This window comes from Streptomyces mangrovi (genome assembly GCF_900114215.1).
GTDB classification, from domain to species: domain Bacteria; phylum Actinomycetota; class Actinomycetes; order Streptomycetales; family Streptomycetaceae; genus Streptomyces; species Streptomyces barkulensis.
Genome location: NZ_FOSG01000005.1, coordinates 1 through 26,761, shown reverse-complemented (window position 1 = coordinate 26,761; position 26,761 = coordinate 1). Strand labels below are relative to the sequence as shown.

Sequence of the window (26,761 nt, the reverse complement as noted above, 5' to 3'; positions counted from 1 at the left end):
GTAGCGGCAGCCGCCGGCTGCCGGGCGCCCGTGGGGCGAGGGCGGGCAGGGGAAGACCGGCAGGGGAAGGCCCGAGCCGCCCCCACGCGGCTCGGGCCTGGTCCTTTCTGCAGGGCCCGGATCCCCTCCCCTCGCCGGGAGGGGATCCGGGCCCTCGCGGTCATCCGGCTCCGGACGGCTCAGGGCCGGATGACGGCCCACACGATGTGGCCCAGTCCGAGTCCTGCGGACTCCACCCCCCAGGCCTGTGTGAGCGATTCGATCAGCTGTAGTCCCCGGCCGCGCTCCTCGTCGGCCCGGGGGAAGCACAGGACCGGGGTGCTGGCGTAGCTGCCCTGGTCGCGCACCTCGATGCGTATCTGGTTGTCGGCGACGTACAGCAGGCAGCCGATGCGGTCGCTGTCCGTGTGCAGCACGGCGTTGGTGAACAGCTCGGAGACCACCAGCCGTGCCGTGCGGCAGACCTCCGGGGAGAGGCCCCACTGGAGGAGCCGCTCGAAGGCGCGGTCGCGGGCGTCGGCGACGGAGAAGGGCTGGGCCGGCAGCTCGAATGTCTCCTGGCGCAGGTCAGGGCACACGCCGACCGGTCCCGGGAGCGTCATCGTGCCTGGGGAGAGCGCCACGACCGTCCGCCTTTCCGTACTTCCGCCTGTGGGGACCCTCACTATCCTCGCTGCGGTAGGCAGAAGGCAAGAGGCGTCTTGCAAATTGCAGAATATTCGAGGCAGGCTGCATACGTCATAGACGGTGTGTCAGACTCACTGTTCGACCAGGGGTTTCGAGGGAGGGAACGTGGCGACCGTCGGGCGGATCGTGCTCGGTCTGCGACTCCGCGACCTGCGGGAAAAGGCCGGATGCTCCTTCGAGGAGGCCGCTGCCGCGCTCAGCGTCAACGCCGCGACGGTACGGCGGATGGAGAAGGCCGAAGTCGGCCTGAAACCGCTGTTCGTGGAGAAGCTGCTGGAGACGTACGGTGTCGAACGGCAGGAGATCGACTCCTTCCTGGCGCTGGTGGAGGAGTCGCGCAGACCGGGATGGTGGCACCGCTTCCGTGATGTACTGCCCGACTGGTTCGGCCTGTACGTCAGCCTGGAGGGCTCCGCCTCCGTCATCCGAGGCTACGAGCCCCACTGCGTCCCCGGGCTGCTCCAGACCGAGGACTACGCCCGAGCCCTGCTGCGCACCGGCTTCCCCAGCGCGCCCGACGACGAACTCGAGCGCCGGGTCGCGCTGCGCCTGGGCCGGCAGCGGCTCATCGCGAAACCGGACGCCCCGCGGCTGTGGGTCGTGGTTGACGAAACGGTCCTTCACCGGCCCGTCGGGGGACCGGAGGTCATGCGGGCGCAGATCGACCGGCTCCTGGAGGCGACCGCGCTGCCGAACGTCACCCTCCAGATCCTGACGTTCGGAGCGGGCCCGCACCCGGGCATGTTCGGGCCCTTCCAGCTGTTCCGCTTCGACATACCGGAACTGCCGGACATCGTCTACACCGAGAGCCTCACAGGGGCCGTCTATCTGGACGAGCGCCCCGACACGGCCGCCTACCTGGAGGCACTGGACCGCATGGGTGCGCAGGCCGTATCAGTACGACACACCGAGGAGTTGCTCGGTGACATTCGCAAGGAGTTCTGACCGATGGGTCACATTTACAACGGAATGCCCGCCAAGGAGCTCGGGGCCGAGGGCTGGCACAAGCCGTGGAGCGGCACCAACGGCGGCAACTGCGTGGAAGCGATGAAGCTCGGCGACGGACGGGTGGCCCTGCGGCAGTCCAGCGACCCCGACGGCCCCGCGCTGATCTACACCTACCAGGAGATCGAGTCCTTCATCCGGGGCGCCAAGCTCGGGGAAGCCGACTTCCTGCTCGCCTGAACCGGTACCACCACCGACCACGACCACCCCCCCACGGGAGACCAGATGACCGCCCAGGGCTTCTCCGCCGACGACATCGACACCAGCAGACCGCACTCGGCGCGCATGTACGACTACTTCCTCGGAGGGAAGACCAACTACGAGGCCGACATCCAGGGCGCCGAGGCGGTCATCTCCTTCTGGCCGGGGGTGCGCACCGGAGCCCGCGTCAACCGCGCCTTCATGCACCGGGCGTCCCGGTGGCTGGTGCGCGAGGCGGGCATCCGGCAGTTCCTGGACATCGGCACCGGCATACCCACCGAGCCCAACCTGCACCAGGTCGTCCAGGCCATCGCGCCCGGGGCCCGGGTCGTCTACGCCGACAACGACCCCATCGTGCTGCGCTACGCGCAGGCGCTGCTGCGCAGCACCCCCGAGGGCCGCACCGTGTACCTGCACGCGGACGCCACCGACCCCGGCTCGATCCTGGACCACCCCGAACTCCACGAGACCCTGGACCTGAGCCGGCCGGTCGGGCTCTCCCTCAACGCGCTGCTCCACTACATCAGCGACGAGAGCAGGCCGCACGAGATCGTCGCACGGCTGGTGGAGGCGATGCCGTCGGGCAGCTACCTCACCCTCACCCACTGCACCCCCGACCTCGACCCCGAGACCTGGGAACGCCTGAACAGCCTCTCCATGTCCGGCTCCGCGGCGTCGGCCAAGGCCCGGACACGCGAGGAGATCCTGCGGTTCTTCGACGGGCTGGAGTTCGTCGAGCCCGGTCTGACCGTGCCGCACCGCTGGCGGCCGGAACCGGACCAGCCGCTCGCGGACGTCTCCGACGCCGAGGTGTCCCTCTACGCCGCCGTCGCCCGCAAGCCCTGACGGGCGGGTCCGCGTCGCAGGCCGTACGCGCAGGCCGCCGCCTCCGCACGGAGGCGGCGGCCTGCGGCGTACCGGCGTCCGGTGCCGCCGGGACGGGGGCGGCGGACACGCGGCGGGGGACGGTGGGGGACGGCGGACACGCGCGCGGCCGGCCCCCCCCCCCCCCCCCCGGGGGGGAGCGGCCGAGGGGACGTCACCTCCAGCTCGGGGGCGGGTGGTCCGCCACCGGCACAGCCCTCTGCGCGGGCGGCCGGTCAGGAGGCCCGCGCCTCCGGCGCCGGTCTGCGCCGTACCAGGAAGGCCGCCAGGGCGCCCGCGCCGAAGAGGGCCAGCACCGAGACCGCCGTCCCCAGCCACGTCGCCCCGAGCCACTGCCCGCCCACATAGCCGGCGCCGACGCCGTATCCCGCCCAGGCCAGGCCCGCCAGGGCCGACCACGGCAGGAACTCCCTGGTGCGCCGCTGCTCCACGCCGGCGATCAGGCTCATCACCGAACGTCCGCCCGGGGCGAACCGGGCGAGGACGACCAGGGGACCTCCGCCGCGCGCCAGCGCATGGCCCAGCCGCTCCCGGGCGCCCGTCAGTTGCCGTGAGCGGGCGACGGCACGGTCGAAGCGGTCACTGCCGCACCGGGCCAGCCGGTACACCGCCAGATCGCCCAGGACCGACGCCGCGGCCGCGCACAGCACCAGCGCGCACACGGTCGGAAGCGGGGCGTCCGGGGCCGGCGGGGCGATCACGGCCGCGTCGGCCGCCGTACCCGCGGCGGCGGCCGCCGCCGCGATCACGATGACGCCGCTGGGCAGGAAGGGGAGGAAGACGTCGAGCAGCACCGACAGCGCTATGAGCACGTAGATCCAGGGGGCGTAGATCAACTCCCCCAGTGTTTCCTGCACGTTCACTCCCCGGTGCGGCCCCTGTCGCGGGGCGGCCTACCGCCGATCAGAGTACGCCCGCGTCACCCGTGAGGATCAGCTGGGGTGCCGCGGCACGTCATCTCCCCGCCGTCCGGCCGGAGTCGGCGGAGCATGGGCGGCCGTACGGAACGACACGACGAACCGAGCAGGAGGGGCCGACATGCTCAGGGGCAGGAAACCGGCGGACAGTACAGCGGACAGGGCGGCGGACGGGACGGCGAGCAGGGCGGGGAGCGGGGCCGCGCGCAAGGCGGTGGCCGCGGCCGCCGCGACGGCCGCGGCGGCGGCGCTGCTGACCGCCGCGGGACCGGCGGGCGGTGCGGGAGCGGCCGAACCCGTCGGGACGGCCGAGCTCCTCGGCGCCGTCGAGTCGGTCGCGGACATCGGCATCGGCGGCTTCGGGATCGGGGGCAGACACCGGGTGGCGTGGGCGGGGGCCGAGTTCGCACCGCCGGGGAAGTCCACCGTGCCGGCCGCGGTGACGTACGACCGGGCCCTCGTCCCCGTCGGAGCCCAGGTCTCGGTGGCCCGGTACGACAGCCGCCGGGGCATGACGGTCGCGCTGGACGTGCGCGGGCTGCCCGAGGACCGCGACTACGGGGCGCACGTCCACACCGGGCCGTGCGGCGCCCGGCCCGGTGACTCCGGCCCGCACTACCGCAACGTCCCCGCCCCGCGAGGCTCGTCCGCCGGCCCCCGCCACGCCAACCCGGAGAACGAGGTCTGGCTGGACTTCACGACCGACGAGCACGGCGAGGGCCGCGCGCTGTCCAGCCACATGTGGCGCTTCCGCGCCGGCGAGGCGCGGTCCGTGGTGATCCACGAGCACCGCACGCGGCACGACCCCGGGCGCGCCGGTGACGCGGGCAGGCGGCTGGCCTGCGTCACGGTGTCGCTCGACCCGGCGCCCGGGAGGTAGCCCCGGCGCCCGGGAGGCAGGGGCGGCGGATTCCGGCGGGGCCCGGCCGAGGCGATCGGCCGGGCCCCGCCGTCTTCCCGCCGCGGGTCGGGGCCGCGACCGGAGGGCGACGGGCGCCGCGTCCGGTCAGCAGCCGCTCAGCACGCTGCCGAGCCTGCTCTTCTCGGCGGAGTCCACGGACAGGCCGTAGCTGTACTTCACCCAGACCCACATCCGGGCGTAGGTGCAGTGGTAGGCGGAGCGCGGCGGCATCCACTCCGCGGGGTCCTTGTCGCCCTTGGACTGGTTGACGTTGTCGGTCACGGCGATGAGCTGCGCGATGGACAGGTTGTTGGCGAACGACTGCCGCTTGGAGGTGCTCCAGGAGCTCGCGCCCGAGCGCCACGCCTCGGCCAGCGGCACGACGTGGTCGATGTCCACGTCGGAGGCCGCGTACCAGGTGGCGCCGTCGTAGGGCGAGTACCAGCGGCCGCTGGTGGCCCTGCAGCTGCTGTCCCGCACCACGCCGGTGCCGTCGCGCTCGAGGACGACCTCACGGGTGTTGCAGGTGCCGCTCTGGGTGATCCAGTGCGGGAACTTGTCGCGGCTGTAGCCGTCCGACGAGCCCTCGGCGCGGACCGTCAGGGAGGCGAGGTAGGAGCGGGCGGTGGACGCGCTCGGCGGAGTGGGGGGCGCGGCCTGGGCGGTGGGGGCGCTCAGGAACAGCAGACCGGCGCAGAGAGCGATGAGCGCGCCGAGGGTGGTGGATCGACGCGCGTAGAAGCCGCGCCGCGAAGCGGGCAGGCGCATGCCGTGCATACGAACTCCCTGGAAATGGGGGGAAGTTGAGTGGAAGGAACGCCGTCAGGGTGGCGCCGAAAGGTTTCCTCCCGGCGGGCGCCAGATGACAGAATGACGACATGGGCACGTCAGATCAAGACCGCTGCCCGGACCGATCGACGCGCTCGGAGCACCGGGCCCGCGTGCGGGGCCGGCGCGGAGCGCCGGAGCCGCCGTGCGAGGCCCCTAGGGCCGGCGGGCCGGGTCCGGCACGGTGCGGGACCGCACGGCCGTGGTTCCGGTCACACCGGCGGTGCGGCCCACCGGCGCGCGCGGGCACCGTACCGGTGTCCTCACTGGTCACGGCGGTGTGCCGCCGCCCGGGGGGACGCCGTACGCGGGCGGCCCGGCCCACGGTGGGCGCGGGAACGCGCGGGGCATCGCGTAGGCTGGTCGGCGTCTGAAGGGGAGTAGCTCTTCGCCGGACCGTCGACATACTGGCCGCGCCGTACCCGTACGGCCGGCCCGGCGCCCGGAGCCGGTGCTCGCGCACCGTGCCGGCGAGACCTTCGGCCGCAGTGTCCACGGCTTCACACAAGCCGCCCACGACGCTGCCGTGCCGAAGCGTGCTCGCCCCCGCGGGCCCCTCGGCAGGGCGGCCCGACCTTGTGAGGGGTTCTTCCCGCATGTTCAGCATCACCGCCGCCGCAGTGACCTTCGGCGTGGTCTTCCTCGCCGAACTGCCCGACAAGACGGCGCTCGCCGGACTGGTGCTCGGCACCCGCTACCGGGCCTCGTACGTCTTCGCCGGAGTCGCGGCCGCCTTCGTGCTGCACGTCGCGCTGGCCGTAGCCGCGGGCAGTGTGCTGACCCTGCTGCCGCAGCAACTGGTGCAGGGCATCACCGGCGCGCTGTTCCTGGCGGGCGCGCTGATGCTGCTGCTGCGGAAGGACGACGGTGACGAGGAGGTCCGCAAGCCCTCCGACCAGTCCTTCTGGAAGGTGGCGGGCAGCGGTTTCATGCTGATCCTGGTCGCGGAGTTCGGCGACCTCACCCAGATCATGACGGCCAACCTCGCCGCCCGCTACGACAGCCCGCTCTCGGTCGCCCTCGGCGCGGTGATCGCCCTGTGGTCGGTCGCGGCCATCGGCATCCTGGGCGGGCGCGCGCTGATGCGCCGTGTGCCCCTGCGTCTGATCTCCCGGATCGCGGCGGGCGTGATGCTGGTGCTGGCCGCCCTCAGCTTCTACGAGGCGTTCACCGGCTGACCGGCCGGCCCGCCACCGAGGGTGCCCCGGCCGCCCGGCCGGGGCACCGCGAGTGATCACGCCCCCCACCCGGAACCGGCGGGGAGGAAGGTTCCAGGCGGGGGGCGTGTGTTCGGGGGAGGGGAGGCGGTGCGGGCTCAGCGGGGCCCGGGCGCCAGGTGCAGGCGCAGCCCGCCGCCGGGCAGGGGCTCCACGCGGATCCCCTCCAGCGTCGGCACATGGGCGGTCGGCCCGAAGGCCGCCGCCCGGGGCCCGACGCCGACCACTCGCATGCCGGCCGCGCGGCCCGCCGCGACACCGGCCCCGGAGTCCTCGAAGACCACGCACTCCTCCGGCGCGAAGCCCAGTTCGCCCGCGGCCTTCAGGAAGCCCTCCGGATGAGGCTTGCCGGCACCGACCGACTCAGCGGTGACCCGCACCGGCGGCATCCGCAGGCCCGCCGCGTTCATCCGGGCGGTGGCCAGGGGGACGCTGGCCGAGGTCACCAGTGCGTGGGGGAGGTGCTCGATCGCCGAGAGGAAGGCGGGAGCGCCCGGCACCGGTACCACGCCCTCGGTGTCGGCGGTCTCCCGCTCCAGCAGGCGCCGGTTCTCGGCGTGGTTGACCTCCATCGGGCGGCCGGGCAGCAGCTCGGCCATCGTGGCGTGGCCCTGCCGGCCGTGCACCACCTTCATGACCTCGTCCCCGTCCAGGCCGTGTCCGGCGGCCCAGTCGCGCCAGACGCGCTCGACGGCGGCGTCGGAGTCGACCAGGGTGCCGTCCATGTCCAGCAGCAGTGCGCGGGCCGTCAGCGGTGCCGCGGGCCTGCCCCCGGCGGGGCGGGCGTCCTGGGCGTCCTGGACGTCCTGGGCTTTCGGGGAGTCCGGGGTGTCCGAGGGCATGGCGGGTGGCTCCAACGGCTGGAAGGCGGGGCAAGTGGCCCGCCCGCCGGGTCAGGGGCCCCCGTCGTCAGGAACGGGGAACGGGCGGAGCCACTTTGTTCCTCCACGATACAAAGCATTCCGCGTTTGCGCCAATCGGCCCGGCGTCAGTCTCTGCGCGTGACCCTCTCCAGGGCGCGCCGGGTGTGCGGCCCGTAGACGCCATCGGGGTCGCCACGCACCCCGTACCAGGCCTGGAACGTGGACACCCCTTCGGTGACCTCGCCGTCGTACACGCCGTCCACGCCGTGCCTGCGGGCGTCGTAGGCGCCCACCGCGGCCAGCCGGTACTGCAGCTCGGCGACATCCGGGCCCGAGTCGCCCTCGCGCAGCGTGCGCGGCGGGCCGCCGCTGTCGTCGCCGTCCCGGTCGCCGTCCCAGCCGCCCCCGCCCGGAGAGGTGGGAGCGGAGGGCGCCGGGGAGATGCTCGCGGACACTTCGGCGGTACGGGAGGGGGTGGGGGAGGAGGACGGCGTACGGCTCCGCGGGGGACTGGCGGAGGCGGAGGCGGAGGGGGAGGCCGTGGCCGACGGGGAGACCGAGGGGGAGGCGGAGCCGTCGGGATCGGTGTCGGCCGACTGCCCGCCCTTGCCGTCGGTGGGCACCACCGCGGTCGGGGCGCCGCCGCGATCGCCGAACCGGGCCTCGTCGAAGGGATCGTCCCCCCGTGTGAACAGTCCGGCCACAAGGAGGCCGGAACCCACCACGGCCACCGCGGTGCCGCCCACGGCCAGCGCCATGCCGCGTCCGATGCGGCGGCGCGGGGCGGCCCTGCCGCCGGTCACCAGCGGCAGGGGGGCGGTGTCGCCGTCCGCCCGCCGGGCCCCCTCGGGGAACATCGCCAGGTCGGCCGGGTCCGGCCCCCGGTCCGGCTGTGTCACCGGCCGCGGCAGCACCTCGACCCCGGCGCACCGGCAGCTCGCCCGGCCGGAGTCGTCCGCGGGCCTGTGGCATATGGGGCAGATGGGCGTATCCGCCACTGCGAGCTCCCCTCCATCCGAAAGTGCCACAGAGGTTACTGGACGCTCTCGGCCCCCTTTGTGCCCACCGGTCACTTCCGTCCGCCCGGCCCCGGACGAGGCGCCCGGGGCCGGGCGGACGGGGCCGGGGCGGGGCTCAGTCCTCCGCCCCGGACTTCGGAGCCGCCTGCTGGACGACCTCGAAGGTCCAGACGGTGGAGTCGGACGCCGCCGGGCCCCGGCCCGCGCCGCCGCCCGGGCGGCCTGAGCCGCTGCCGCCGCCCTGGTGCGCCGACTTCATCGGGCCCGACATCCACGCCTGGAAAGCGGCCTCGTCGCGCCAGCGGGTGTAGACGAGGTAGCGGTCGGTCCCCTCCACGGGGCGGAGCAGCTCGAACCACTCGAAACCGTCGGAGGACTCCACCGCCCCGGCCCGGGAGGCGAACCGCCGCTCGAGTTCCTCCCGCTGTTCGGAGGGGACGGTCAGAACGTTGATCTTCACGATGCTCATGCCCCCATCGTGCCTTCCGCCCCGGCCCGCAGGGGCCGCGGCACGGCGGCCGGTCCGGCTTGTGGTGCTGTGCGGCGCTCTGCGGCGTACAGCACCGAGGGCGCGGGCGGCGGTGCCGGCACACGGCGGCGACCCGGCCCGCGGACGGGGCCGGGTCGCCGGGTGCGGCTGCCGGTCGGCGGTCTTCGGATCTCGGCGGTCTTCGGATCAGAGCCGCAGAAGCCGGTCGGCGGCGTCGCGGTACTCCCGCAGCGCCCTGCGCAGATCCTCCGTGCGCTCCGCGGAGTCCTCGCCGTGCCAGGGCTCGCGCAGTTTGCGGTGGTTCTCGGTGAGCAGTTCGGTGATGCGGCGGGAGATCTCCTCGAACACGGCGTCCGCCTCCTCGACCGAGCGCCGGGGCCCGTCGACGAAACCCGTCACCGCCTCGTGCAGCCGCCTGCCGAACCGCTCGCGCTCCCCGGGGGGCAGCAGGCCGGCGCCGGTGTCCCCGCCCTCCGGGCGGTGTCCGTTCGCGTCACCGTGCGCCGCCGCTCCCGGTTCCGCCGGCGTTCCCGCCGACGTCCCGGTGCTCTTGCCGAGCGGTCCGTGCGGTGAGGAGGGAGGCGGTGCCTGTCCGTCCGCCCGGTCCGCGGACCCGGTCGGCGCCACCGGCTCGACCGGCTCCACAGCCGCCATCGGCTCCGTCCGGCCGGCCCCGTCGGCCGGGGGCGCGTCGTCCGTCCACTCGGGCCGGCCGGCGCGATCGGCCAGCGGGGCCCGGCGCTCCGCGGGGATGTGTCCGTTCGTGCTCATGCCCTGCCTCCGGAGGTGTCGTGGCGGCGCACCGCTCCGGGCAGGTGCAGCCGCTCGGAGAGACGGCCGTGGCCCCGCGATCCGGAGCCGTCGGCGTGCGCGCGGTCGTGGGCGCGGTCGTGCTCGCGGTCACGGTCGTGTTCGCGGCTGTGCTCGTAATCCTGCTCGTGCGGCCGCCCGCCGCCGTGGGAGTCGTGCGCGGACTGCTCCATCAGGTCCTCGTACAGTGCGCGGGCGTGCACCAGCGCCTCGCGCAGCCGCTCGGTGTCGGCCTGGCCCTCGCGGGCCAGCACGGCCACGGCGTGCACCTCGCGGTAGCCCTGGACGCGCCGGGGGTGGTGCACGGAGAGCGCGGAGACCTGCTCGTCGTACCCGTCGCCGGGGAAGCCGCGCGCCTCGGCCAGCCGACTCAGCAGCCGGTCGGCGGAGACGACCGCCTCCACCGGCGCGTCGACGAATCGTTCCTGCACGGTGGCCCACTGGGCCGCGTACTCCTCGCGCTCCCGCGGGCTCAGCGGCTTCGCCCGCAGTTCGCCGTGGCGCCGGAGCCGCTCACTCAGCTCCCGCTCGGCGGCCTTGGTGTCGCCGTTGTGCTGGGCGACGGTCCGCTCGTACTCCGGGCCGAACCGCCGCTTGACGGAGTGCGGTCCGCCGCCGCGCCTGGCGAGGAACGCGGCGATCGCGAGGACGACGACCGCCGCCACGATCAACGTGATGATCAAACCTGTGGACATGGCTCGCCTTCCACGAGTGTCCCCTTGCTCGGGCTGTCAACTCTCCGCGTTGCCGCCCTCGCTCCGCGCAAACGGGGCCCCGGTGAAGGACGCCGGCGCGTCGAACGCCGCCCGCCGTGTGGCGCGGCGCAGCGCCCGTAGCACCGTGCCGCCCACGGTGAGGGTGAGCACCACGGTCAGCAGGGCGCGCGGCAGGTCCCAGCCGAGGGAGGTGGCCAGGACGTAGGCGGCGAACTTGGCCAGCTTCACCTCCAGCGGATCCCCGGGCACATGGGAGATCCCGCTGGCCAGTCCGCTGATGAACGGCCAGCCCTGGAGGTTCATCACCACGCCGTACAGCACCGAGGCGACGGCCCCGTACGCGGCGAGCAGCGCCAGTTCCCGCCGCCCGCGCAGACTGTGGGGGCCGGGCAGCAGGCCCGCGCCCATCGCCACCCAGCCCATCGACAGCATCTGGAACGGCAGCCACGGCCCGACCCCGCCGGTCAGCAGAGCCGAGGCGAACATCGACACCGCGCCCAGGACGAAGCCGAAGCCCGGCCCCAGCACCCGGCCGGAGAGCACCATCAGGAAGAACATCGGCTCCAGGCCCGCCGTGCCCGCGCCCAGCGGGCGCAGCGCGGCCCCGGCGGCGGCCAGCACGCCGAGCATCGCCACGGCCTTGGCGTCCAGCCCGGTGTCGGCCACGGCCGCCACCGCCACGGCCAGCAGCAGCGGCAGCAGCGCGGCGAACAGCCAGGGCGCGTCCCCGGAGTGGGCCAGTCCGGAGGCGGAGTCGGCCAGCAGCGGCCAGCCGAAGGCCGCCACGCCGATGGCCGAGACGATGCCCAGGGCCGCGGCGGAGCGCGGTCCGATCCGTACGGCGCGCACCTGGCGGTCGGCCTGTTCGCTCCGTCCGGCCTGTTCGCTCCGTCCGGAGCCGGGGGCGCCGGGGGTGCCGGGAGTCTCCGGGGCGCCGGTCACACGCTCACCCCCGCTTCCTCCAGGGCCGTCCGCACCTGGCCGACCGTGAGCCAGCGCCGGGGGGCGAGGATCTTCGCGGTCTGCGGGGCGAAGGCGGGGGAGGAGGTGACGACCTCGGTACTCGGACCGTCCGCGACGATCTCGCCGTCGGCCAGGATCACCACCCGGCGGGCGAGTTCGGCGGCGAGCTCCACGTCGTGGGTGGCCAGGACGACGGCGTGGCCGTCGTCCGCCAGCGCGCGCAGCACACCCGTCAGCCGCTCCTTGGCCGCGTAGTCCAGACCGCGCGTCGGCTCGTCCAGGAGCAGCAGGGGAGGGGCCGCGGTGAGGACGACGGCGAGCGCCAGGGCCAGGCGCTGGCCCTCGGACAGATCGCGCGGATGGGTGTCGTCGTGGACGTCCGGCAGCAGGGTGGAGACCAGGGCGCGGCAGGTGCCGGGCTCGGCGTCCGCGTCGCGGTCCGCGCCGGCGCACTCGGCGGCGACGGTGTCCGCGTACAGCAGGTCGCGCGGGTCCTGCGGCACCAGGCCGACGCGGCGCAGCAGTTCGGAGGGCCGGGTGCGGTGCGGCACGGCGCCGGACGCGCCGCCCAGGCGCACCGTGCCGCGCGCGGGCTCGTACATGCCGACCAGGGTGTTCAGCAGGGTGGACTTGCCCGCGCCGTTGCGGCCCATCAGGGCGATCGTCTCGCCCGGCCGCACCGTCAGGTCCACCTCCTCCAGGGCGGTGATCCGGCCGCGGCGCACGGTCAACGAGGAGACCTCGGCCAGCGGTTCGCCGCCGGCCCCGCCCGGCGAGCCGGACCCGCCGGACCCGCCGGACCCGTCGCGTTCGGCGGGCGGCTCCAGCGCGTCCAGCCGCTCCCGCAGCCCGGCCGCCCTGCGGCGCGCGTCCCGCACCGACAGCGGCAGCGGGGACCAGCCGGCCAGCCGCCCCAGGGCGACGACGGGCGGACGGACCGGGGAGAGCGCCATCACCTCGGCCGGCTCGCCCAGCACCGGCGCGGCGCCGGGCGCCGGCAGCAGCAGCACCTGGTCCGCGTACTGCACCACGCGCTCCAGGCGGTGTTCGGCCATCAGCACGGTGGTGCCCAGGTCGTGTACCAGCCGCTGGAGGACGGCCAGCACCTCCTCGGCGGCGGCCGGGTCGAGCGCGGAGGTCGGCTCGTCCAGCACCAGCACCTTCGGGTGGGTGGTCAGCACCGAACCGATGGCGACGCGCTGCATCTGCCCGCCGGAGAGGGCGGCGACGGGGCGGTCGCGCAGATCGGCCAGGCCCAGCAGGTCCAGGGTCTCCTCGACACGGCGGCGCATGGTGTCCGGCGGCAGGCCCAGGCACTCCATGCCGTAGGCGAGTTCGTCCTCGACGGTGTCGGTGACGAAGTGGGCGAGCGGGTCCTGGCCCACGGTGCCGACCACGTCGGCCAGTTCGCGCGGCCGGTGCTCGCGGGTGTCGCGGCCGTCCACGGTCACCCGGCCGTGCAGGGTGCCGCCGGTGAAGTGCGGTACCAGCCCGGACACGGTGCCCAGCAGTGTGGACTTGCCCACGCCGGACGGGCCGACGACGAGCACCAGCTCGCCCTCGGGCACGGTGAGGTCCACCCCGTGCACGACGGGGGCGGCGCCGTCCCCGTAGGTGACGGAGACCTGGTCGAAGCGGATCATGCGCGGGTCGTCTCCTTCGCCGGCGGGGTCTGCCCGGTGCGGGAGACGGACCCGGCGTCGGTTTCGGTTCGGGGGGCGGGTACGGGGGCGACGAAGGCCGGGAGCAGCCCGGCCAGTACGGCCGCGGCGGGCCACAGCGGCAGCTCGGGCGCGGTCAGCGGCACCGGGGGCGGGTCGAGGGCCTCCGGGAGGCGGGAGGCGGCCCAGGCCACGGCCGCGCCGACCGCCGCGCCGGACGCCGACACCAGCCAGGCGCGCGTTCCCCAGCGGTCGGGCCGGTAGCGGCTGCGCACCGCGCGGCGCCCGCCCAGCCACAGCCCGCCGAGCGCGGCGGCCAGCCCGAGCAGCAGCACCGGCAGCCCCAGAGCCGCGCCCTGGGCGGCCAGCAGCCCGTACGTACCGGCGCACACGCCCAGCAGTCCGCCCAGGGTGAGGGCGGCGGTGGTGCGGCGCACGGCGGGTGGTACCCGCGCGGTGCGGCCGTAGCCGCGCGCGTCCATCGAGGCGGCCAGCGCCACCGAGCGCTCCAGCGCGCCCTCCAGGACCGGCAGCCCGATCCGCAGCACCGCCCTGATGCCCTTGTCGTCGCGGCCGCGCAGCCGGCGGGCGGCCCGCAGCCGGCGGACGTCGGCGATCAGATGGGGGGCGAACGTCATCGCCACGACCACGGCCATCCCCGCCTCGTACAGCGCGGCGGGCAGGGACTTGAGCAGCCGGGCGGGGCTGGCCAGGGCGTTGGCCGCGCCGACGCACACCAGCATGGTGGCCAGCTTCAGCCCGTCGCGCAGCGCGAACACCAGCCCCTCGGCCGTGACCCGGCCGCCGATGCGCACGCCCTGGGCCCAGTCGGGCAGCGGCACCTCGGGGAGGGTGAACAGCACGGTGGTGCCGGGGATCGGGGAGCCGAGGAAGACGGCGAAGAACAGCCGGATCACCAGCACCGCCAGGGCGATCTTGAGGAAGGCGCCGTAGCCGCGGGCCCAGGGCGCGTCGGTGCGGCGGGCCGCGACGACGTATGCCGTGACGGCGATGATCAGGGCCAGCAGCAGTGGGTTGGTGGTGCGGGAGGCGGCGGTGGCCAGCCCCAGCGCCCACAGCCACCAGGCGCCCGCGTGCAGCGCGTTGGAGCGCGTCGCACGCGGGGCGCGCAGGACGCGCAGGGCCGACAGGGGCTGCCGGGGGGTCATGACCGGCGCCGGCGGGCCTGCCAGACGGCCGCGGCGGCGAGCACGGCGACGACGGCACCACCCCCGATCAGCCCGGCGGAGGGGCCGCCGCCGTCCTCCGGGGCGGTGTCCGCGGATGTACCGGTGTCCCCGGGAGCGGCCGAGTCCTCGGAGCCACCGGAGGCGCCGGCCGTCCGTGCCGCGGAGTCGGAGACCTGCTCACCGCAGCCGGTGCGCGGATAGCCGGCGATGGCGCACAGCAGCGAGTCGGAGTTGTACCGCAGCGGTTTCAGCACGGCGGCCAGCGCTTCGGCGGCCGTCCCGTCCTCGGGCACGCGCGCGCACTCGGTGCGGCCCGGGGGCGGCTTCTCCCCCTCGGGCGCGTCGGCCCGGGTGCCGAAGTCGATGCTCAGCGCGATCCGCTTGTCCCCCTCCCCGGCCTCGGTGCCGCCGCAGATCTCCTCGAAGTCGCCGGCTCCGCGGGGCTCGTCGGCCTCGGCGGAGTCCTCGCTGACGGCGAACCGGAAGCCCAGCACGTCGCCGTCCTCGGGCCGCAGCGTGCCCGGCCCCTGGGTGGCGTACGTCCACTGGCCGCCGTCGCGTTCCCAGAAGGACCAGTAGCGGTAGCCGGCGGCGTGCGCGGGGGCGGTGCCCACCGCCGACAGCACGGCGGTGAACAGACCCGCGAGCACGGCGGTGACCACGCCGGCGAGCACGGTGCGCGGCGCGGTCACCGCGCCCGCCTCTTGCGCATGCTGATCAGGAAGCCGGCGCCCGCTCCGGCGGCCAGGCCCGCGCCGATGAGGGACCACATCACCGGCGAGCCGTCGTCGTCGTCCTTGGCGGCACCCTGACGGCCGCCGTCCTCGCCGCCGTCCTCGCCGCCGTTCGTGCCGGAGGGGACGTGCACCGGGGCCGGGCCGGTGGCGTTCAACCGCTCGACCAGGTTCACCCCGCCGAAGTCGGCCGGGTCGCCGCCCGCGGCGCGGGCGGCCAGCACGAGCTGGCCCAGGGCGGCCGGGCTGGTGGTGGCCTTGTCCCAGGAGCCGAGGTTCTCCTCCAGCCAGGTCAGGGACTTGGCGGCGGCGTCGCGGTGGCCGCCCGCGGCCAGGGCGATCACGGCGTCGGCGGTGTTGCCGTAGTCCGGCTGCTCCTCGGCGCCGGGCATGGCGGACTTCAGATGTCCGCCGCCCGCCCCCAGCACCCGCGTCAGATACGCGGCGCCGGCGTCGGCGGCCTCGGCCGGAGTGCGCTCCGCGCCGTCCTCGCCGCCCTTGTCGCACTCCAGGGCCTTCGCGGCGCCGCGGTCCTCACCGCCGCCGTCCTCGCCGTCCTCGCCGCCCGGCCCGGTGGCCGGGCCCGCGCCGCGGGCGGCCAGCACGGCGGCGGCCGTGGCGTCGTCGTTCGCGGCGAGGCGGCCCTTCTCGTCGGGCTGGTAGGCGAAGGCGCCGCGCTCGTCCTCCTCGGCGTCGCAGCCGAGCTGGAAGCCGAGGAGGGAGTCGTAGGGGGACTTCTCGCCCTTGGCCGAGAGCGCCTTGGCCGGGTCCTCGCCCGCGGCGTCCAGGGCGCCGATCACGACGGAGACGGAGTTGGCGTCGCTGGGGCTGCCGGGGTTGAAGCCCCAGCCGCCGTCGTCGTTCTGGACCAGCCGCAGCCACTTCACGGCCCGCTCCACCCGCTCGCCGTGGCCGCCGAGGGCGGCCAGCGCCTGGACGGCGGCGGCCGTGGCGTTGACGTCGGCCACCGTCTTGGCGGTGCACGCCTCGGTGGGGTCGGGGCGGTAGGAGGCGAAGGAGCCGTCCTCGCACTGCTGGCCGGTCAGCCACGACACGGCCTTGGACGCGGGCTTCACCCCGACCGCGTCCTGGGCCAGCAGGGCCGTCGACTGGCGCCACACGCCGTCGTACTGCGGGTCGTCCTTCCCGTACAGCCCGGAGGGCAGGTCCCGCTGCGCCGGGGCCTGCGCGGACGGCGACTCGTCGGCGGCGGCGACGGGGGCCGCGACCGCGCAGAGCACGGTGGAGGCGGCCAGGGCCGCGGCGGTGCGGCGCAGGGACATGGGCGGGTGCCTTTCTCGTGGCGCAGCCGTGCACGGACGGCCGGCCGCGCTCACCGCACGGGGCACACCGGGCTCGGCTCCGCATTCCTCGACGGTGCCGGTGCCGGGGCCGCGCCCCGCCGTGCGGCGGGGACGGCTCCGGGAGCCTTGTGTGCCCGGACGGGTGCTCCGGCTGTACGGCGGACGGGTCGGTGTCCGCCCGCTCACGGTTGCGGGTCAGCGCCGGATTCGCACCGGCTTCCCCCACTCGGGCACAGGACGTTTCGCGCCTCACTCTAACGGGCGCGGTTCCGGCCGGGCCGCAGGTGGGAGCGGGATCACACCGGCGATCCCGGCCGTGGCGCGCGACGGGATGTTCCGGCGCGGTTCTCCCGTCCGTTCCGCAGCCCTTTCCAATGGTTCACACCAAAGAACTCCCATGGTCCCCGGCGCATTTCGTTGACGCGCGTAGCACGGATCCGCCAGTCTCTGCGGGGGCGCGAATACCCCCGGCGCGGGGACGGTCGCGCCGGGGGCCGTCCGCGCAGGCGGCGGCTGCCGTCCGGGCGGCCGGATGCTGCTTTTCGGGCCTTTTCCGGGCTTTTCCGGGGCCCTGTGCGGAATTCCTGTCCGCGGTGGACGGGAATCACCGGGGAAATCCGGGAAATTGTTGACGTGTACATGTCTTTCAGGATAGGAATTCCTTCCGACCACAGGCGTGAGCGAGCGGCAGACGCTCACCCCCCCCACGCGCATGGCTGACCGGGAGGAAGAATGTTCCGACGCCTCACCACCTGGAGACGGGCGGGCACATCCGTGCTCGCCACCGCGGCCGCCGCGGCGCTGATCGCCACCGGCCAGCCCGCGAACGCCGCCCCCGCCGAACCGGACCCGCGCGCCCCGGTGAACCGGGCCTTCGAGCGGGCGGCCGACGAGTTCCAGGTCCCGCGCGACCTGCTGGTCGCGGTGGGCTACGGGGAGACCCACCTCGACGGCCACGGCGGCGAACCCAGCCACGCGGGCGGCTACGGCGTGATGCACCTGGTCAGCAACCCCGAACGCCGCACCCTGGAGAAGGCCGCCGCGCTGACCGGCGAGCCGGCCGCCGACCTCAGGAAGGACACCGCCGCCAACATCCTCGGCGGCGCCGCCGTCCTGCGCTCCTACGCCGACGAGCTGGGCCTGGACGCCGCCGAACGCCGCGACGCGGACGCCTGGTACCCGGTGGTGGCCCGCTACGGCGGCGCGGACGACGAGCGCACCGCCCGGCTGTACGCCGACACCGTCTACGACTTCCTGGAGGACGGCTTCAGCGCCCTGACCCCGGCCGGCGAACGGGTCACCGTACGGCCGAGGGAGACCGAGCCGGAGCGCGGCCGCTACGCGAAGGTCCGGCCGCTGGGCGCCTCGTCCGAGGCGGGGACGCTGAGCGCCGACTACCCGCCCGCGAGGTGGGTGGCGGCGCACTCCAGCAACTACACCTCCGGCCGCTCGTCGTCGATCACCCATGTGGTCGTCCATGTCACCCAGGGCTCCTACGCCGGCTCGATCAGCTGGTTCCAGAACCCCAGCTCCAACGTCAGCGCCCACTACGTGATCCGCTCCTCGGACGGCGAGGTCACACAGATGGTCCGCGACCGCGACACCGCCTGGCACGCCAGGTCCGGCAACCCCTACTCCATCGGCCTGGAGCACGAGGGCTACGTCGACAACCCCTCCTGGTTCACCGACGCCATGTACCGCTCCTCGGCCGCCCTGACCCGCCACCTGTGCGACCGCCACGGCATCCCCAAGGACCGCTCGCACATCGTCGGCCACGTCGAGGTGCCGGGCAACGACCACACCGACCCCGGCCCCAACTGGAACTGGACCTACTACATGCAGCTGGTCCGCGACGGTGACGCCACCGCCCCCGTCCAGCTGAACTTCACCTCCTACAGCACCCTGCGCAGCGGCTCGACCGGCGCCCAGGTGAAGGCGGCCCAGCAGTTGCTGAACGACAGGGGCTTCGACGCCGGCGCGGTGGACGGCGTCTTCGGCTCCGGCACCGAGAGCGCGGTGCGGGCCTTCCAGAGCAGCCGCTCCCTGACCGCCGACGGCGTCGTGGGCGCCCGCACCTGGACCGCCCTGCTGTCGGCCGGCACCAAGCCCGTCCTGAGGCGGGGGAGTTCGGGCGCGGACGTGGAGCGGCTGCAGCGCTCCCTGACCGCCGCGCTCGGCCGCACCGTGGGCATCGACGGCGCCTTCGGCCCGAACACCGAGACCGCCGTGCGCGACTACCAGAGCAGCCGCGGCCTGACCGTGGACGGCATCGTCGGCAGCGGCACCTGGGGCGCGCTCCAGGCCGGCCGCTAGGTCGGGCCGCCGGGAACCGCTGCCCGGCCCGCCACGTCACACCGGTCCGCACCGCCGCCCGGCGGTGCGGACCGGTGTTTCTCCACGCGCCCGCAACGCCCTTTCCCGACACGTAAGTTACTCGTGAGTTCCTCACAGCCGACTCATGACAGCTGTGACTGTTCCGCCCCTTCGGCGCCATGGAAAGGTCTTCCCCAGACGCCGCCGGTGACCGAGAAGGCCGAAGGGGGAACGATGAGCAAGGGCTACGCCGTCTTCTGCGACGCGGACCGCCACTTCTACGACGCCCCCCACCGCCTCTCGGACGAGACCGGACGGGCCGGCACCTACGAGGCCGCCCGCCGCCCGGCCCCCGACGGCTGGCAGCGCCACCGCTCCGGCGACTGGCTGGCCCTGCGCCCGCTGGACGCCGAACTCCCCGCCCAGGGCTGGAAGATCCACGTCTCGGCCTGCCTGGACAACGCCGAGCGGATCCTGGAGAAGGTCTGGGACTACTGCGTGTCCCGGGGCGTGGCCTTCAAGTTCATGCCCAGCCGCTACCTGCTGCACAACCGCAACGCCAAGTACGCCGACCGCGGCGCCAGCGGCAAGTTCGTCACCGTCTACCCGGCCGGCGAAGAGCGGTGCCGCACCATCGCCGAGGACCTCGACGCGCTGCTGGCCGGCGAGAGCGGCCCGTACATCCTCAGCGACCTGCGCTGGGGGAACGGCCCGGTGTACGTGCGCTGGGGCAGCTTCACCGAGCGGCACTGCTACGAGGACGGCGAGCTGCGTCCCGCCGTCGAGGACGCCGAGGGCCGCCTGGTGCCCGACCGCAGGGACCCGGCCTTCCACGTGCCCGACTGGATCACCCTCCCCGACTTCCTGCGCCCCCACCTGGAGGCCCGCGGCGCGGCGAAGGTCGCCGACATCCCCTACCGCATCGAGAAGGCACTGCACTTCTCCAACGGCGGAGGCGTGTACGTCGGCACCGACACCCGCACCGGCGAGAAGGTCGTCCTCAAGGAGGGCCGCCCCCACGCCGGCCTCGCCGCCGACGGAGCCGACGCCGTGACCCGCCTGCGCCGTGAGAAGGAGGCGCTGGAGAGGCTGTCGGGCCTGCCCCAGACCCCCGAGGTGCGCGACTGGTTCCAGCTCGGCGACCACTGGTTCCTGGTGCTGGAGTACGTCGACGGCCGGCCGCTCAACAGCTTCTTCGCCCTGCGCCACCCGCTGATCGAGGCGGACCCCGGCCCGGAGGCGATCGCCGGGTACACCGAGTGGGCCCTGCGCGTCCACCGGCTGGTGGAGGAGGCCGTCGAGGCCGTCCACGCCCGCGGCGTCGTCTTCAACGACCTGCACCTGTTCAACATCATGGTCTCCGAGGACGAGCGGTCGGTGACGCTGCTGGACTTCGAGGCCGCCGCCCACATCGACGAGGGCCGCCGGCAGGTCATCGCCAACCCCGGCTTCATCGCCCCCGCCGACCGCAGGGGGTTCGACGTCGACCGCTACGCCCTGGCCTGCCTGCGCATCGCGCTCTTCCTGCCGCAGACCAGTCTGCTGGCGATCGACCGGGGCAAGGCGGCGCACCTGGCCGAGCTGGTGGCCGAGGAGTTCCCCGTACCGCGCGAGTTCCTGGACGAGGCCGTGGCGGAGATCCTCCGCGGCTGGGAGCCCCCGGAGCCGGACGGCGCCGGGCGCGGGCCGGGCGGCACGGCCCAGGAGGGGACGGCGGGCGCCGCGACGGGCGCGCCCGGGCGGGGCTACCTGCCCGTCCACCCCGCCGACTGGCCGCGCAGCCGCGACTCGATGGTGCGGGCGATACTCGCCTCGGCCACCCCCGAACGCGAGGACCGCTTCTTCCCCGGCGACATAGCCCAGTTCGCCGCCGGCGGCGGCGCCTCCTTCGCCAACGGCGCGGCCGGCGTGCTCCACGCCCTGGCCGAGACCGGCGCCGAGAGGTGCCCGGACGCCGAGGACTGGCTGCTGCGCAGGACCAAGGAACCCGCCTCCGGCACCTCTGTGGGCTTCTACGACGGACTGTCCGGCATCGCCTGGACCCTGGAGCGCTTCGGCCACACCGACCGGGCCCTGGAACTGGCCGGGACGGTCGTGGAACAGCCCTGGGACGATCTGGCGCCCGACCTGCACGGCGGGCTGTCCGGCATCGGCCTGGCGCTGGACTGTCTGGCCGCCTCCACCGGAGAGAGCGCCCTGCACGAAGCGGCGCTGCGCTGCGCCCGCCTCGTCGCCGACAAGGGCGGACGCGAGGCCGGACGCGGACCCCGGGCCGGACTGCTGTACGGCTCGGCCGGCCAGGCCCTGCTCTTCCTGCGGCTGTACGAGCGCACCGGCGAGCCCGGACTGCTCGACCTCGCCGCCGACGCCCTGCGGCGCGACCTCGACCACTGCGTGACGAGCGCCGGCGGCGCCCTCCAGGTGGACGAGGGCTGGCGCACCATGCCCTACCTGGGCGAGGGCAGTATCGGCATCGGGATGGTGCTGGACGACTACGCCGCCCACCGCGACGACGAGCGGTTCGAGCGGGCGCGGCACGACATCCTCAGGGCCGCCCGCTCCAGGTTCTACGCCCAGCCCGCCCTGTTCCGGGGCACGGCCGGGATGATCCTGCACCTGAGCCGCACCACCGTCGGCGACCCCGGCTCCCACGAGGCCGACCTGCGCCGCCAGATCGCCTCGCTGACCCGGGCCGCCGTCCCGTACCAGGGCCTGCTGGCCTTCCCCGGCGAGCAGATGATGCGCCTGTCGATGGACATCGCCACCGGCACGGCCGGCTGTCTGCTCGCCCTGGGCAGCGCGCTGCACGAGACCCCCGTGCACCTGCCCTTCCTCCCGCCGCCCCCGAGGCGGCCCCAGAGCCGGTCTCTCGTCAGGGAGGCCGTACCGGAAAATCCCGTCCCCACGGAAACGAAAGGAACAGAGAAATGACGCTTCTCGACCTGCAGACCCTGGAGACCTCCGAGGACAAGGGCACCGTCGCCGGCGGTGGCTCCGAGGCCAGCCTGCTGCTGTGCGGTGACAGCTCCCTGAGCGTCACCACCTGCCGCTGACCCCGGCGCCGCGGGGTCTGACCTCGCGGTGGTGAAACGGTCGACGCGGTCCCGGGCGGTCACAGCGCCCGGGACCGCGTCCCCGTATCCCAGGTCTACCCCGGCCGCCCCGCGCGTACCCTTGCCGCGCCGCCCACGGACGCGAGGAGCCCACCGCCCATGGCGCCCCAGCCCGCCGCCGATCCCGCCGCCGCCGATCCCGCCGCCGACAAGGCCGGTAGGGCCGGTACGGCCGCCACCGGCACCGAGGCCGGCCGCGTCCTGACGGCCGCGATCCGCCACAGCGCCGGGCGCGCCACGGCGATCTGCCTGCTCGCCACCGCGTCCGCCGCCGCGACCATCGCCCTGCCCGCCGCGCTCGGGCACACCCTCGACCTGGCGCTGAACGGCGCCGGGGAGGCCGCCCGCTGGACGGCGCTGTGCGCGCTGCTGGTCGCGGCCGAGGTGCTGCTGGACGCGGTGAGCGCCCATCTCACCGGCACCACCGACGCCCGCTCCACCGCCTGGCTGCGCCGCCGCGGACTGGAGCACCTGCTGGCCGTGGGCCCCCGGCGGGCGGCCCGCTTCGACCACGGCGACCTGGTGACCCGGCTGTCGGGCAACGCGGCCGAGGCCGGCGGGGCCCCCGCCGCCGCCGCCACCACCGTCTCCTCGCTCATCACCCCGCTCGGCGCCCTGGCGGCGCTGGTGCTGGTGGACCCCTGGCTCGCCGCCGCCTTCTGCGCCGGGGTCCCCCTGCTGGTGCTGCTGCTGCGCGCCTTCGCCCGCGGCTCCTCCGACAGCGTCTCGCGCTACCAGCGCGTCCAGGGCGAGATCGCCGCGCGCCTGGTCGAGGCGCTCGCCGGCGCCCGTACCCTCGCCGCCGCGGGCACCGCCGACCGCGAACGCGCCCGCATCCTGGCCCCGCTGCCCGAACTGGCCGCCCAGGGGCGGCGGATGTGGCAGGTGTACGGGCAGGCCATGGTCGGCGGCGGCGTCCTGGTCCCCCTGCTGACGATCGCCGTCCTGGCGGTGGGCGGGGTGCGGCTGGCGGCCGGGGAGCTGAGCGTCGGCGAACTGCTGGCCGCCTCCCGCTACGCGGCCCTGGCCGCCGGGGTCGGCGCCGTCACCGGCCGGCTCGGCGCCCTGGTGCGCAGCCGCGCCGCGGCCCGCCGGGTGGGCGAACTGCTGGCCGTGCCCCCGGTCGCGTACGGCCGCCGCGCGCTGCCGCCGGACGGCACCGGACGGCTGGAGCTGCGCGGCGTCACCGCCGTGCGCGGCGGACGCGAGGTGCTGCGCGACGTCGATCTGGTGGTGCCGGGCGGCACCACGATGGCCGTGGTGGGGCGGTCCGGTTCGGGCAAGTCCACCCTCGCCGCGCTCGCCGGGCGCCTGGCCGACCCCGACGAGGGGCGGGTGCTGCTCGACGGCGTCCCGCTGGACGGGCTCGGCCCCGCCGAACTGCGCCGCGAGGTCGGCTACGCCTTCGAGCGGCCGGCCCTGTTCGGGCGCACCGTCGGCGAGGCGGTCGCCTTCGGCTCCCACGATCCGGGCCCCGCCGCCGTCGAGGACGCCGCGCGGGCGGCCAGCGCGGACGCCTTCGTCCGCCGCCTGCCCGCCGGGTACGGCACCGGGCTGGCGGACGCGCCGCTGTCCGGCGGCGAGTTCCAGCGCCTGGGCCTGGCCCGGGCCTTCGCCCACGCGGGACGGCTGCTGGTGCTGGACGACGCCACCTCCAGCCTGGACAGCGTCACCGAACTCCAGGTGAGCCGGGCGCTGACGGGCCGGGTGCGGGCCGGCACCCGGCTGCTGATCGCGCACCGCGTCTCCTCCGCGGCCCGTGCGGATCTGGTGGCCTGGCTGGAGGACGGCCGGGTGCGGGCGGTCGGGCCGCACGAGGCGCTGTGGGAACTGCCGGACTACCGGGCGGTGTTCGCGGCCGGGGGCGACCCGGAGGACCGGGAGGAGCCGCGGGTCCCGGAGGCCCGCGCCGCGGCGGAGGAGAGGCGGTGAACCCGGTGGACCCGGTGGACCCGGTGGACCCGGTGAACCCGGTGAACCCGGTGAACCCGGTGAACCGTACCGCCCCGGGCCCGGCCCGCCGCCTCCTGCCGCGCGCCGCGCGCTTCCTGCGCCGCCGCCGGCGCGTCCTGGTCCGGCTCGGCGGCTGGTCGCTGCTGGAGTCCGCGCAGACCTTCCTGGTCGGCTACGGCGTGGCCCAGGCACTGGACCGCGGCTTCCTGGCCGGGAGCACCGGGACGGGGCTGGCCTGGCTGGCGGTGGCCGCCGTGGCGACCGTCGCCGGCGGCCTGGCGGTGCGGGGGGTCTTCCGCGGGCTGGCCGACCTCGTGGAGCCGCTGCGCGACGGGCTGCTGCGCCACGTGGTGACCCGCGCCCTGCACGGGGCGGTGGCCGAACCGGCCCGGACGGACAGTTCCTCCGTCTCCCGCCTCACCCACCAGACCGAGCTGGCCCGGGACAGCTTCGCCGGGCTGGTGCTGGTGCTGCGCTCCTTCGTCTTCACCGCGGCCGGGGCGCTGGCCGGGCTGGCCTCCCTGCACCCCCTGCTGCTTCTGGTGGTACTGCCGCCCCTGGTGCTGGGACTGCTGCTCTTCACGGCCACGCTGGTGCCGATGGCGGCGCGCCAGCGGGACTTCCTGGACGCGGACGAGGCCCTCTCCACGCGCTACGGAGCCGTCGCGGCCGGGCTGCGGGACGTCGTGGCGTGCGGCGCCGAGCGGCGCACCGCCGGTGAGGCGGACGCACTGGTGGCCACCGAGGTGAGGGCGGCCCGTTCGCTTGCCCGGTGGGCCGCCGCGCGCACCGTGGCGCTGGGGGTGGCCGGGCATCTGCCCGTCGTGCTGCTGCTGCTGGCCACCCCGTGGCTGCTGGACCGGGGGCTCACGGCGGGTGCGCTGCTGGGCGCGCTGACCTATCTGACCCAGTCGCTGCTGCCCGCTCTGCGGACCCTGATGAGCGCCCTGGGGGCGGCCGGCACCCGGCTGCTGGTGATCCTGGACCGGCTCGTCGGCGCGGACCCGCGGCGGGAGGGCGCGCCGGACGCCGCGAAGCCGACCCCCGCGCCCGTGCCCGCCGCCTCTGCCCCCGCCTCCGCCCGGCCCGCGGCGGGCTCCCGGGTGGAGCTGCGCTCGGTGACCTTCGCCTACGGCCCCGGCGCCCAGCCGGTGCTGCGCGAGGTGGACCTCACCGTCGAGCCCGGCGAGCATCTGGTCGTCGTGGGTCCCAGCGGCATCGGCAAGTCCACCCTCGCCGCTCTGGTGGCGGGCCTGCTCACCCCCGGCCGGGGCGAGGTGCTGGTGGACGGCGCCCCGCCCCCTGCCGCCGGGAGGGACGCCGGCGAGTCGGCGCGGCGGCGTGTGCTGATCCCGCAGCAGGCGTATGTGTTCACCGGCACCCTGCGCGAGAACCTGCTCTACCTGTGCCCGGACGGTCTGCCCGGCGGCCCGCCGGAGAGCGGCCCGGAGGAGAGGGTGGCCGCCTCGGTGGCGGCGGTCGGGCTCGGCCCGCTGGCCGCCGAACTGGGCGGGCTGGACGCGGTGGTCGACCCGGCCGCCCTCTCCCAGGGGGAGCGGCAGCTCATCGCGCTGGGCCGGGCCCATCTGTCGCCCGCGCCCCTGGTGCTGCTGGACGAGGCCACCTGCCATCTGGACCCGGAGGCGGAGGAGCGCGCCGAGCGGGCGTTCGCGGACCGGCCCGGCACGCTGGTGGTGATCGCCCACCGGATCAGCTCGGCGCACCGGGCCGACCGGGTACTGGTGATGGACGGCGCCCGCGCCACCGCCGGAAGCCACCGCGAACTGCTGGAGCGCTCACCGCTGTACCGCGATCTGGTGGGGCGCTGGCACACCGGCCGCGACACCCGGCCCGCCGCCCGGCCGGGCCGGGAGAGCACCCCGGCCTGAGGCCCCGTACCCGAGGCCCGTACCCGAGGCCCGCGCCCGAGCCCCGTGCCCGAGGCCCCGTCCGGCCGGGCGCACGCGTGCCCGCGCACATGTGCGCCCGGCCGGACGGCGGTCCGGTCGGGCCCTCGCTCCGCCGGCGCCTACACCCAGCCGGCGCCCTGCGATATGCGTATGGCGTCGATCCTGTTGCGCGCCCCGGTCTTACGGGTGATCGCCGACATGTAGTTGCGTATGGTGCCGTGCGAGAGGTGCAGCCGCCCGGCTATCTCGGACACCGTCGCGCCCCTGGCGGCCAGCGACAGAACGCTCAGTTCCCTCGCCGTCAGGGGCATGTCCGCGGCGCGCAGCAGATCGTGGGCGAGGGACTCGTCCACGTATCTCTTCCCCGCGGCGACGTTCCGGATCCCTTCGAGCAACTTCTGCGGGGTGGCGTCCTTGTTGACGAATCCCAGGGCCTGCGCGTCATAGGCGCGGCGCAGCGCGCCGGGCCGTCCGGGAGTGGCCAGAACCAATAGTCCGCATTTTGCCGATGTCATATGCCGACACAGTTCCGTCATACCGGCCGTGTCCGGGGCTCCGGGGCCGTCCATGTCCACGACGCAGACGTCCGCCCGCAGGACCCGGAGCCGGCCGGGATCGCTGGACCAGGGGACGTCGCGCACCTCCAGGTCGGGTGCATCGTTGAGCAATGCTGCCAGGCCGGATCGCAGCAGGCCGAAATGGTGCACCAGCAATACCTGAATCACGTTCGGATCCTCCAGTGCCCTGATAGGGGGACGGTTGTCGAACACCCGTCAACAGATACCTACAAATGGCACTGGTTAACGCAGAGTTTCGGCCAGTACCGGTAAGTAGGCGGGGGCGCTGGAGGCGGATAGGGGGCGCGCGAACCGCCGGTTCGAGCTACCGGCGCACTTCGCTGATCGTTTCCGCGGTGATCAATATGCAAACCGTTTCGATGTCTTCTTGGACCTGTTCGATCGAAACACGTCCGGAAAGCCATCCGATCAGTGCCGAATGCCAGGTATGCGCGATGACGCGGACCACCGAGAGTCGCTTCGGCGTCGGCGCGTCCCGCGCCCCCACGGCGTCCAGGATGATC

General features: G+C 74.9%; 24 protein-coding genes, 1 pseudogene and 1 riboswitch. Of the genes and pseudogenes, 10 read left to right on the top strand and 15 right to left on the bottom strand.

All coding sequences use genetic code 11. The features are described 5' to 3' along the window. Positions 1 to 179: 179 nt before the first annotated feature. Entirely contained in the window at positions 180 to 623 is a 444-nt protein-coding gene (locus BM237_RS08535; protein WP_139238076.1) for an ATP-binding protein, read from the bottom strand. A 169-nt stretch (positions 624 to 792) separates the two neighbouring features. Here BM237_RS08535 and BM237_RS08530 point away from each other — a divergent pair, with 169 nt between their 5' ends. From BM237_RS08530 to BM237_RS08520, 3 genes are read left to right on the top strand one after another with little or no spacing between them, the layout of a single operon-like run. Further along, positions 793 to 1,632 (top strand): Sco1979 family transcriptional regulator, encoded by an 840-nt coding sequence (locus BM237_RS08530; protein ID WP_245793498.1) that lies wholly within the window; start codon positions 793 to 795, stop codon positions 1,630 to 1,632. Between the two features lie 3 nt (positions 1,633 to 1,635). Continuing rightward, positions 1,636 to 1,872 carry a DUF397 domain-containing protein gene (locus tag BM237_RS08525; RefSeq protein WP_093848942.1) on the top strand — a complete coding sequence of 79 codons (237 nt, stop codon included), beginning with the start codon at positions 1,636 to 1,638 and terminating at the stop codon, positions 1,870 to 1,872. 45 nt (positions 1,873 to 1,917) lie between these two features. Then, positions 1,918 to 2,739, top strand: a complete 822-nt coding sequence (locus BM237_RS08520) for an SAM-dependent methyltransferase (protein ID WP_093848941.1) — start codon at positions 1,918 to 1,920, stop codon at positions 2,737 to 2,739. 254 nt (positions 2,740 to 2,993) lie between these two features. Here BM237_RS08520 and BM237_RS08515 read toward each other — a convergent pair whose 3' ends face one another. Further along, entirely contained in the window at positions 2,994 to 3,635 is a 642-nt protein-coding gene (locus tag BM237_RS08515) for a DedA family protein (protein WP_093849210.1), read from the bottom strand. Between the two features lie 181 nt (positions 3,636 to 3,816). On the opposite strand from BM237_RS08515, the gene BM237_RS08510 reads away from it, so the two are divergent. After that, a complete protein-coding gene (locus BM237_RS08510; protein ID WP_093848940.1) occupies positions 3,817 to 4,575 on the top strand; it encodes a superoxide dismutase family protein in 759 nt (252 codons plus the stop codon). A gap of 126 nt (positions 4,576 to 4,701) precedes the next feature. Here the strand turns inward: BM237_RS08510 and BM237_RS08505 are convergent, their stop codons facing one another. Next, positions 4,702 to 5,373, bottom strand: coding sequence for an HNH endonuclease family protein (locus tag BM237_RS08505; RefSeq protein WP_175540939.1), 672 nt, complete (start codon positions 5,371 to 5,373; stop codon positions 4,702 to 4,704). A 647-nt stretch (positions 5,374 to 6,020) separates the two neighbouring features. Between BM237_RS08505 and BM237_RS08500 the strand changes: the two genes are divergently transcribed. Continuing rightward, positions 6,021 to 6,602 carry a TMEM165/GDT1 family protein gene (locus BM237_RS08500; RefSeq protein ID WP_093848939.1) on the top strand — a complete coding sequence of 194 codons (582 nt, stop codon included), beginning with the start codon at positions 6,021 to 6,023 and terminating at the stop codon, positions 6,600 to 6,602. 137 nt (positions 6,603 to 6,739) lie between these two features. Here BM237_RS08500 and BM237_RS08495 read toward each other — a convergent pair whose 3' ends face one another. The 10 genes from BM237_RS08495 to BM237_RS08450 all read right to left on the bottom strand — a co-directional run bounded on the left by BM237_RS08495 (position 6,740) and on the right by BM237_RS08450 (position 16,370). Further along, entirely contained in the window at positions 6,740 to 7,483 is a 744-nt protein-coding gene (locus BM237_RS08495; protein ID WP_093848938.1) for an HAD-IA family hydrolase, read from the bottom strand. A 146-nt stretch (positions 7,484 to 7,629) separates the two neighbouring features. Next, a complete protein-coding gene (locus BM237_RS08490; RefSeq protein WP_139238075.1) occupies positions 7,630 to 8,403 on the bottom strand; it encodes a peptidoglycan-binding domain-containing protein in 774 nt (257 codons plus the stop codon). 235 nt (positions 8,404 to 8,638) lie between these two features. Next, entirely contained in the window at positions 8,639 to 8,992 is a 354-nt protein-coding gene (locus BM237_RS08485) for an antibiotic biosynthesis monooxygenase family protein (RefSeq protein ID WP_093848936.1), read from the bottom strand. 207 nt (positions 8,993 to 9,199) lie between these two features. Next, complete coding sequence (locus tag BM237_RS08480) at positions 9,200 to 9,784, bottom strand: hypothetical protein (protein ID WP_093848935.1); 585 nt, start codon at positions 9,782 to 9,784, stop codon at positions 9,200 to 9,202. Then, entirely contained in the window at positions 9,781 to 10,518 is a 738-nt protein-coding gene (locus BM237_RS08475; RefSeq protein ID WP_175540938.1) for a GAT domain-containing protein, read from the bottom strand. Before BM237_RS08475 ends, BM237_RS08480 begins: the two co-directional genes overlap by 4 nt. Positions 10,519 to 10,554: 36 nt before the next feature. Beyond that, positions 10,555 to 11,388: an ECF transporter S component gene (locus BM237_RS08470; protein WP_245793525.1), complete on the bottom strand. Its 834-nt coding sequence runs from the start codon at positions 11,386 to 11,388 to the stop codon at positions 10,555 to 10,557. 89 nt (positions 11,389 to 11,477) lie between these two features. After that, the gene (locus BM237_RS08465; RefSeq protein WP_093848933.1) at positions 11,478 to 13,145 is read right to left on the bottom strand and encodes an ABC transporter ATP-binding protein; all 1,668 of its coding nucleotides are present in this window, start codon (positions 13,143 to 13,145) and stop codon (positions 11,478 to 11,480) included. Then, positions 13,142 to 14,332 (bottom strand): energy-coupling factor transporter transmembrane component T, encoded by a 1,191-nt coding sequence (locus tag BM237_RS08460; RefSeq protein WP_093848932.1) that lies wholly within the window; start codon positions 14,330 to 14,332, stop codon positions 13,142 to 13,144. Before BM237_RS08460 ends, BM237_RS08465 begins: the two co-directional genes overlap by 4 nt. Beyond that, complete coding sequence (locus BM237_RS08455; protein ID WP_425443666.1) at positions 14,329 to 15,045, bottom strand: SCO2322 family protein; 717 nt, start codon at positions 15,043 to 15,045, stop codon at positions 14,329 to 14,331. Before BM237_RS08455 ends, BM237_RS08460 begins: the two co-directional genes overlap by 4 nt. Beyond that, entirely contained in the window at positions 15,042 to 16,370 is a 1,329-nt protein-coding gene (locus tag BM237_RS08450) for an SCO2321 family membrane protein (protein ID WP_093848931.1), read from the bottom strand. Before BM237_RS08450 ends, BM237_RS08455 begins: the two co-directional genes overlap by 4 nt. A gap of 190 nt (positions 16,371 to 16,560) precedes the next feature. Beyond that, positions 16,561 to 16,613: riboswitch (cobalamin riboswitch) on the bottom strand. Between the two features lie 510 nt (positions 16,614 to 17,123). On the opposite strand from BM237_RS08450, the gene BM237_RS08445 reads away from it, so the two are divergent. The 5 genes from BM237_RS08445 to BM237_RS08425 all read left to right on the top strand — a co-directional run bounded on the left by BM237_RS08445 (position 17,124) and on the right by BM237_RS08425 (position 25,659). Beyond that, a complete protein-coding gene (locus BM237_RS08445) occupies positions 17,124 to 18,704 on the top strand; it encodes a peptidoglycan-binding protein (RefSeq protein WP_093848930.1) in 1,581 nt (526 codons plus the stop codon). Positions 18,705 to 18,938: 234 nt separating this feature from the next. Continuing rightward, a complete protein-coding gene (lanKC, locus tag BM237_RS08440; protein ID WP_093849207.1) occupies positions 18,939 to 21,635 on the top strand; it encodes a class III lanthionine synthetase LanKC in 2,697 nt (898 codons plus the stop codon). Continuing rightward, positions 21,632 to 21,757, top strand: a complete 126-nt coding sequence (locus tag BM237_RS08435; protein ID WP_093654844.1) for a SapB/AmfS family lanthipeptide — start codon at positions 21,632 to 21,634, stop codon at positions 21,755 to 21,757. The genes lanKC and BM237_RS08435 overlap by 4 nt, the downstream gene beginning before the upstream one ends. 159 nt (positions 21,758 to 21,916) lie before the next feature. After that, entirely contained in the window at positions 21,917 to 23,749 is a 1,833-nt protein-coding gene (locus BM237_RS08430) for an ABC transporter ATP-binding protein (RefSeq protein ID WP_093848929.1), read from the top strand. Between the two features lie 59 nt (positions 23,750 to 23,808). Continuing rightward, complete coding sequence (locus BM237_RS08425; protein WP_093849206.1) at positions 23,809 to 25,659, top strand: ATP-binding cassette domain-containing protein; 1,851 nt, start codon at positions 23,809 to 23,811, stop codon at positions 25,657 to 25,659. 140 nt (positions 25,660 to 25,799) lie between these two features. Here the strand turns inward: BM237_RS08425 and BM237_RS08420 are convergent, their stop codons facing one another. Continuing rightward, positions 25,800 to 26,405: a response regulator transcription factor gene (locus BM237_RS08420; protein ID WP_175540937.1), complete on the bottom strand. Its 606-nt coding sequence runs from the start codon at positions 26,403 to 26,405 to the stop codon at positions 25,800 to 25,802. Between the two features lie 157 nt (positions 26,406 to 26,562). After that, positions 26,563 to 26,761 (bottom strand): annotated as a pseudogene (locus BM237_RS08415) (TetR family transcriptional regulator); the annotation flags it as partial.

Excerpts from the sequence above, each read along its gene's own strand:
- BM237_RS08450 (WP_093848931.1), bottom strand. The coding sequence starts at position 16,370 with ATGTCCCTGCGCCGCACCGCCGCGGCCCTGGCCGCCTCCACCGTGCTC.
- BM237_RS08435 (WP_093654844.1), top strand. The coding sequence starts at position 21,632 with ATGACGCTTCTCGACCTGCAGACCCTGGAGACCTCCGAGGACAAGGGC.
- BM237_RS08520 (WP_093848941.1), top strand. The coding sequence starts at position 1,918 with ATGACCGCCCAGGGCTTCTCCGCCGACGACATCGACACCAGCAGACCG.
- BM237_RS08525 (WP_093848942.1), top strand. The coding sequence starts at position 1,636 with ATGGGTCACATTTACAACGGAATGCCCGCCAAGGAGCTCGGGGCCGAG.
- BM237_RS08510 (WP_093848940.1), top strand. The coding sequence starts at position 3,817 with ATGCTCAGGGGCAGGAAACCGGCGGACAGTACAGCGGACAGGGCGGCG.
- lanKC (WP_093849207.1), top strand. The coding sequence starts at position 18,939 with ATGAGCAAGGGCTACGCCGTCTTCTGCGACGCGGACCGCCACTTCTAC.
- BM237_RS08495 (WP_093848938.1), bottom strand. The coding sequence starts at position 7,483 with ATGCCCTCGGACACCCCGGACTCCCCGAAAGCCCAGGACGTCCAGGAC.
- BM237_RS08475 (WP_175540938.1), bottom strand. The coding sequence starts at position 10,518 with ATGTCCACAGGTTTGATCATCACGTTGATCGTGGCGGCGGTCGTCGTC.
- BM237_RS08465 (WP_093848933.1), bottom strand. The coding sequence starts at position 13,145 with ATGATCCGCTTCGACCAGGTCTCCGTCACCTACGGGGACGGCGCCGCC.
- BM237_RS08505 (WP_175540939.1), bottom strand. The coding sequence starts at position 5,373 with ATGCACGGCATGCGCCTGCCCGCTTCGCGGCGCGGCTTCTACGCGCGT.
- BM237_RS08430 (WP_093848929.1), top strand. The coding sequence starts at position 21,917 with ATGGCGCCCCAGCCCGCCGCCGATCCCGCCGCCGCCGATCCCGCCGCC.
- BM237_RS08445 (WP_093848930.1), top strand. The coding sequence starts at position 17,124 with ATGTTCCGACGCCTCACCACCTGGAGACGGGCGGGCACATCCGTGCTC.
- BM237_RS08485 (WP_093848936.1), bottom strand. The coding sequence starts at position 8,992 with ATGAGCATCGTGAAGATCAACGTTCTGACCGTCCCCTCCGAACAGCGG.
- BM237_RS08480 (WP_093848935.1), bottom strand. The coding sequence starts at position 9,784 with ATGAGCACGAACGGACACATCCCCGCGGAGCGCCGGGCCCCGCTGGCC.
- BM237_RS08500 (WP_093848939.1), top strand. The coding sequence starts at position 6,021 with ATGTTCAGCATCACCGCCGCCGCAGTGACCTTCGGCGTGGTCTTCCTC.
- BM237_RS08460 (WP_093848932.1), bottom strand. The coding sequence starts at position 14,332 with ATGACCCCCCGGCAGCCCCTGTCGGCCCTGCGCGTCCTGCGCGCCCCG.